This window comes from Aeromicrobium sp. (assembly GCF_025965075.1).
GTDB lineage: Bacteria > Actinomycetota > Actinomycetes > Propionibacteriales > Nocardioidaceae > Aeromicrobium.
The window spans coordinates 1-6,568 of the sequence record NZ_JAOPXQ010000087.1 but is presented as its reverse complement, the minus strand read 5'-3'; the positions used below and the strand labels follow the sequence as shown (position 1 = coordinate 6,568).

Here is a 6,568-nt window from a genome sequence, read left to right as displayed (position 1 = left end):
CGCGGTCAATTCGCTCATCGATCTCGGTGGGGTCGGGCACGCCCCCAGACTAGGCACGGCCCGGTGATCGACGACGAGGACAAGACCGGCCGGATCCGTCGCTCGTCTCCCGACTCAGGCGGTGGGTGCGTAGACGCGGCTGGCAGCGAGCCCTTCGGCCGCCCCCGAGCGGCGGAAGAGGCGTCTGCACCTGCTGACGCCCCGTTCCCAGGCGAGCTGGTAGGCCATCGCCCCAGCGATCGACGTGGCAACGGCCAGCAGCGGGATCCGGTCCTCGAGGTGGGGGTAGATCTGCCACTGGGTCAGGTAGATGTAGAGCGAGGCCGCCGCCACCACTCCCGCAGCCCGGGCGCCCCACTTGGGGAGCCGTACCGCGGGGACCCACGCCAGCAGGAGGATGCCGGTGATGACGACTGCCTCACGCTCGGGGTCGCCGAAGAACCCGATGACACCGACGAGTGCCGTTGCCGACACAGCCAGTCGCTGCCACCCCGAGTGAGCCTGGGCGAGCGCCCAGCCGAGGGCGAAACACCACAGCACGATCGACGGGGTGTAGCGCTCGGTCGGGCCGGCCTCGACGCCGGTCAGCGCGAATCGGAGGACCAGCGCCACGACGAGCACCGTCTTCGCGAACCCGAACGGCGCCCGACGTTCCGCACGGTGGAGCAGCGGGACGGCCAGGAGCGTGACCGCGGCGACCTGGATCCACAGGATTGCTTCCAGGAACCAGAACTGCCACTGCACCGTCCACTGGTCACTGCCGGTCAGGCCGTTGAGGAACAACGCCGTCTGGGGTCGGTACGTTCCCGCCACCACCGCGACCGCCCCGATCCAGACGATGCACGGCAGGGCCAGCCGCACCAGCGAACCGGCGCTCGCGCGGACCCGGTCGACGCGCGACCGGTCCGTGAGCTGGAAACGGGCGAAGTTGTAGCCCACCACGGCCAGCAGCACGTGCGCGCCACCCGGCGCGGTCCACACGTTGGCGTGAGTTCCCAGGATCAGGAGGATCGCCACGGCCCGCAGCAGGACCGACATCTCCAGTCTCACCCCCCAGGTCGGTCGGACGCGCGATGAGGTCACCAGGTCACGCATCCGATGGCGCTGCCAGTCGGACGGCAGGCGCACGCCGAGCTCCCCCAGCCGCACGGAGAGCTCCACGTACGACAATGAGTCGCCGCGCAGGCTGGTGAAGCTGTCATCGGGGGTGGCGTCCGGTCGGGCCAGCAGCTCGGCGTACAGGTCGCGGATGTCCTCGGCCCGCACCCCCTCCGCCGACGGCCGCTCGCGTCGGCGCGAGCTCGACCGACCGAGGAGCCGCGCCTGACGTTCCAGCGACGGGTAGTCCGTCTTGCCGTTCGCGGTCAGGGGCCTGTCGCGCAGGCGGCCCACCGTGACGACGTGCTCGGGCAGGCCGCAGCAACGTGCGAGCACTGTGCGGACCTGCGCGGCATCGGTGTGCCAGTCGACGAACACCTGCAGGCGGTCACTGACCGACACACACCATGCGGACACCCCCTGGTCGAGGAGCAGGCGTTCCAGCTCATCCAGATCGATCCTCAGGCCGAAGACCTTCGCGAGCCGGCTGCGCCGACCCACCAGCTCATAGCTCCCGTCATCGTGACGCCGGGCCAGGTCACCGGTGTGCAGCTCAGCGAGCTGGGGGCCGGCGGCGAGATCCCCGATGGTGGTGGCGTAGCCCATCATGACGTTGGGCCCGGCGTAGACGAGCTCACCGACCCCCGTGCCCGCCAGCTCCGGCACCGTTTCGAGCCGGAACGACCCGCCGGGGACCGGCACACCCAACGCCTCGGGCCGGACCTGCGCCAGCTCCGGTGGCAGGTACGCCATCCGCGCCGTCGCCTCGGTCTGGCCGTACATGGCGAAGAACCGCCATCCCCGCTGCAGGCCCAGATCGACGTAGGCGGCGATGCGATCGGGTGCGAGCCGGCCTCCCGCCTGGGTGATGTGGCGGAGCGACGGCAGGTCCCGCTCGAAGAAGTCGATCGAGTCCAGCAGGTCGAACGTGTACGGCACGCCCGCGAACGACGTCGCCTCCGCGCTCGCGGCCAGGTCCCAGAGGCAGTCGTCGACGACCGACCAGTCCGTGACGACCAGGCCCGCGCCCGTGAGCAGGTGGCTGTTGACGACCGACAATCCGTAGCAGTAGTGCATCGGCAGGGTGGTCAGTGCTCGGTCGTCCTCGGCGATGTCCAGGTAGTCGGCGATGCCACGGGCGTTGCTGACGACGTTGTCGTGCGACAGCCGGACCAGCTTGGCCGAGCCGGTGGAGCCCGAGGTCGACATCAGGAGCGCCAGGTCGGGGTGCAGGTCGTGGCGGGTGCCCGCACGCCGCTCGACGAATCCGTCACCCGTGGCGGGGTCGAACACCACGTCGGGGTCGTACGCGTCGACGATCGAAGCCAGGTGGGCGGAGCTGCCGGCGGGCACGAGCAGAACGGCGTGCCCGTGCGCCATCGCCGACGTGTAGGCGATGAGCGACTCGGCCGAGTTCGTGCCCGCCACCACGACCAGGCGCTTGTCGGTCGTCAGCACGTCCCGGGCGGCGGCGACCCGCTCGGCGACGTCGGCGTAGGTGAGGACGTCGTCGGGCCCGATCAGCGCAGGCCGCTGCCCGTGGCGGGCGAGGGCGGCAAAGGCGTGCCGCTCGGTGATCACGCCGCGCCCACCGTGCCGAACACGGCGGCGTCACCCTTGACCGCGACCGTGACCTCCTCGCCGGGCGCCGGCAGGTCCGCGCTGAGCACCCGGGCCTCGATGGTTGCCCCGGCGCCGTCCAGGACCAGGCGCACCGTGGCGTCGTGGCCGTAGTAGCTGACGTCGACGACCCGCGCCGGCGTGCCCGGTCCCGAGGGTGGCCCCAGCACGAGCTGCTCGGGGCGAACCAGGACCTGCACGCTCCCCTGCGGGCCGTCCGGCGGCACGGCGAGGCGCCCCAGCGCGCACGTGGCGACCCGGCCGTTGACGATCCCGGGTACCACCACCACACTGCCGACGAACGCGGCCGTGGCCAGATCGACGGGGGTCCGGTACAGATCGACAGGGGTCGCGTACTGGGTCACCCGGCCGTCGCGCAGCACCGCGACGCGGTCGGCCAGCGCGAGCGCCTCGTCCTGGTCGTGCGTGACCAGGACGGCGGTGGCGCCGGCGGCCCGCAGGGCACCGATGACGGCGTGACTGGTCTCGACCCGCAGGCCGGCATCCAACGATGAGAAGGGCTCGTCCAGCAGCACGACCGCCGGCGCCGGCGCCAACGCCCGCGCCAGGGCGACCCGTTGCTGCTGCCCTCCGGACAGCTCGTGGGGATGGCGAAGCTTGAGCGCCGGGTCGAGGTCGACCAGCGCGAGCATCCTGTCGACGTCGAACGCACGTCGATCGCCACGGCGGAGGCCGAAGGTGATGTTGGTCGCGACATCCAGGTGCGGGAACAGCGCCCCTTCCTGCGGCACGTAGCCGATCCCGCGCCGTTGCGGCGCGATCCCTCGACCGCCGGCGACCAGCTCGACGCCGTCCAGGTCGATCGTGCCGGCGTCGGCGTCGAGGAAGCCGGCGATGATGCGCAGCAGCGTCGTCTTGCCCCCACCGGACGGCCCGAGCGTCGCGACCACCGAGCCGGCCGGGATGTCGAGGTCGATGCCGTCCAGCACCCGCCGGCCACCGAAGGCCTTGCTGAGACCCGAGATCTTCAGTCCGCTCATGTCATTGCCTCCAGGGACGGCCGACGACTCAACAGGTAGGTGGCCGGCAGCGAGATCAGCACCAACATCACGGCGTACGGCGCGGCCGCCCCGTAGGCCACCGAGGACGAGTTCGACCAGAACTGGGTCGCCAGGGTCGTCGTGCCGATGGGTGACAGCAGCAGCGTCGCGGTGAGCTCGGTCGTCACGGCGAGGAACACCAGCGCGCACCCCGCTCCGACCCCCGGTGCGAGGAGCGGCAGGGTGACCCGGCGCGCCGTGGCCAGAGGACTCAGGCCCAAGCCGTGCGCGACATCCTCGAACACTGGTGGCGACTGCTCGGCGGCCGCCCGGACACTGACCAGGGCCCGCGGCAGGAACATGATGGCGTACGCACCCAGCAGCAGGACGTACGTCTGGTAGATGCTCGGGACGTACCTGATCGACACCGTGACCAGGGCGAGGGCCACCACGATGCCCGGGAGGGCGTTCGCGACATAGGTGCTGCGCTCGACGACCGTCGCGGTCCGCGTCCGGTGGCGCACCGCAAGCCAGGCCACCGGCGTCGCGAGCAGCACCGCGACCACGGCGGCGACCAGCCCCAGGCCGACCGAGGTGGCCGCGGCAGCGGCGATGTCGCCGGCTGGGAACGCGGTCGACGACCCCACCACCATCCAGTGCACCAGGCTGTACAGCGGCACGCCGAGCGATCCAGCCACCACCGTGATCATGAATCCGAGCACCGGCGCGCGAAGCCGGCCGAGTCGCGCCGGGACGGCGTGCCGACGGGACCCCCCGCCGACGCGGGACAGGCGCCGGCGCGAGCGCAGGTGCAGATCGCCGATCAGCAGCACCAGGCAGCACAGCACCAGGACCGCGGCGATGACATTGGCACCGGCGCTGTTGAACGAGGAGTTGTACTGGTCGTAGATGGCTGTCGTGAAGGTGGGGAAGCGCAGCATCTGCAGCGCCCCGAACTCCGACAGGAGGTGCAGACCCACCAGCAGCGCACCGCCGATCACGGCGGGACGGAGCTGGGGAAGGACCACCCGGACGAACGTCCGGACAGGGCCGAAGCCCAGGGAGCGGGCGACGTCCTCCAGAGCCGGGTCGAGACCACGCAACGACGCCGCGGTGGGCAGGTAGACGAGCGGGAAGTACGACAAGGTCACCACCAGCAGAGCACCGTGGAGGCCCTCCACCCCGCCGGCAAGCGATGACCAGGAGTAGCTGTTGACGAACGCCGGGATCGCCAGTGGCGCAGCCGCCAGCACATGCCACACGTTCCGCCCCGGGATGTCGGTGCGCTCCACGACCCACGCGCACGCCACCCCCAGCATGACGCTGAGCAGGCATCCAAGCGCCACGAGTCGCGCGGTGTTCGAGAGCAGCTCCCCCATCCGCGGCCGCACCAGGACCTGCCAGGCCTCGTGCCCGCCGAGCGAGACGACGTAGACCGTCACGTACCCGAGCGGGATCAGCGCGAAGGCTGCGACGACGACCGCGACGAGCAGGAGTGACGGCGGTGTCGCGCCCCGCCGGACGCGCCGCCGGGGTCTCGTCGGCGCGCCGATCAGAGGAATCCCGCGTCTTGGAGCATCGAGATGACCTCGGGCCCGTTCAGGGAGGAGACGTCGACCACCGGCGGATCCAGCTCGGCCAGGGGCCGGACGCCTCGTCCCAGCTCGACATCGGGGTTCAGCGGGTACTCCAACGCATAGCTGTCGGCCAGCGCCTGCTGACCATCGACGCTCGCCAGGAAGTTGACGAACTTCTGCGCGTCCGACTGGTGCTTGCTGGCCTTCAGCACGCCCGCGCCCGAGACGCTGAGGAACGCCCCCGGATCCTTGTCACCGAAGAAGTGCAACGCCGAGGCGTCACTGTTCGCGCCCGACTCCTGCTGGTCGCGGTACCAGTAGTAGTGGTAGATCACCCCGGTGTCGATCGTGCCGGCGTTGACCTCCTTCAGCACGACGTTGTTCCCCTGGTAGACCGTCCCGTTGGCCTTCAGCCCCGCCAGCCACTGCTCGGTCGCGGCCTTGCCCTCGAGCTCCAGCACGGCACTGACGATCGCTTGGAAGTCGGCGCCCGTCGGCGAGAACGAGACCTTGCCCTTCCACTTCGGCTCGGCCAGGTCCAGCAGCGAGGTCGGAAGCTCCGACTGAGCGACCTTGGCCTTGTTGTAGACCAGCACGGTCGATCGAGCAGTGAACCCCATCCACCTGCCGCTCTTGGCCTGGTACTGGGCCGGCACGAGCTCCAGCGTCGACGCGTCCAGCTTGGCGAACAGGTCCTTGCTCTCCACCAGGGACATCGCCGGTGAGTTCTCGGTCAGGAACACATCGGCCGGCGATGCGTCGCCCTCCTGCACCAGCTGGTTGGCCAGCTCGAAATCGCTGCCGTTGCGGAGCTTGACCTTGATACCGGTCTCCTTGGTGAACGCAGGCGCCAGCTCGGCCAGGAGCTCCTCGTGCTGCGCGTTGTACACCGTGATCGACGGCCCGTCGTCGCCACTGCCACCACACGCGGACAGCAAGGTCAGGATCAGCGGTGCCGCGATGGCACCGAGGAAGATGTTGCGTCGCACTGTGGAGCTCCTATGGGTCAGGTTTGGCTTACCTTAGTGGCACCTGGCTGGCCGCTGAACAGAGGCCCGGCAGCGACGACCTCGGAACGGAGATTCGTGCGGATCCGCGTCCACCGGACCCTGACCCCGGCGTCAGTGGCCGCGCTCATCGCGCACGCGAAGGCCCAAGTGCCGTGCTCGCCCGTTGGGGCCATAGCGCGGCGTCACCAGTAGATCGCGACAAACTCGACTTCGAGAAGCTGCTGGCCCGAGTCGCCGTCTACGGACTCCTCGCCTGTTACTT

The 6,568-nt window shown here is 70.3% G+C and carries 4 protein-coding genes; all 4 read right to left on the bottom strand.

Annotation, left to right across the window (positions count from 1 at the left end; all coding sequences use genetic code 11):
* Window positions 1–114: 114 nt before the first annotated feature.
* Window positions 115–2,679, bottom strand: coding sequence for an AMP-binding protein (locus JWQ91_RS05570; protein WP_297781810.1), 2,565 nt, complete (start codon window positions 2,677–2,679; stop codon window positions 115–117).
* Window positions 2,676–3,719 (bottom strand): ABC transporter ATP-binding protein, encoded by a 1,044-nt coding sequence (locus tag JWQ91_RS05565; RefSeq protein WP_297781808.1) that lies wholly within the window; start codon window positions 3,717–3,719, stop codon window positions 2,676–2,678. Before JWQ91_RS05565 ends, JWQ91_RS05570 begins: the two co-directional genes overlap by 4 nt.
* Complete coding sequence (locus JWQ91_RS05560; protein ID WP_297781806.1) at window positions 3,716–5,161, bottom strand: iron ABC transporter permease; 1,446 nt, start codon at window positions 5,159–5,161, stop codon at window positions 3,716–3,718. Before JWQ91_RS05560 ends, JWQ91_RS05565 begins: the two co-directional genes overlap by 4 nt.
* A 110-nt stretch (window positions 5,162–5,271) precedes the next feature.
* Entirely contained in the window at window positions 5,272–6,285 is a 1,014-nt protein-coding gene (locus JWQ91_RS05555) for an iron ABC transporter substrate-binding protein (protein WP_297781804.1), read from the bottom strand.
* Window positions 6,286–6,568: the final 283 nt, after the last annotated feature.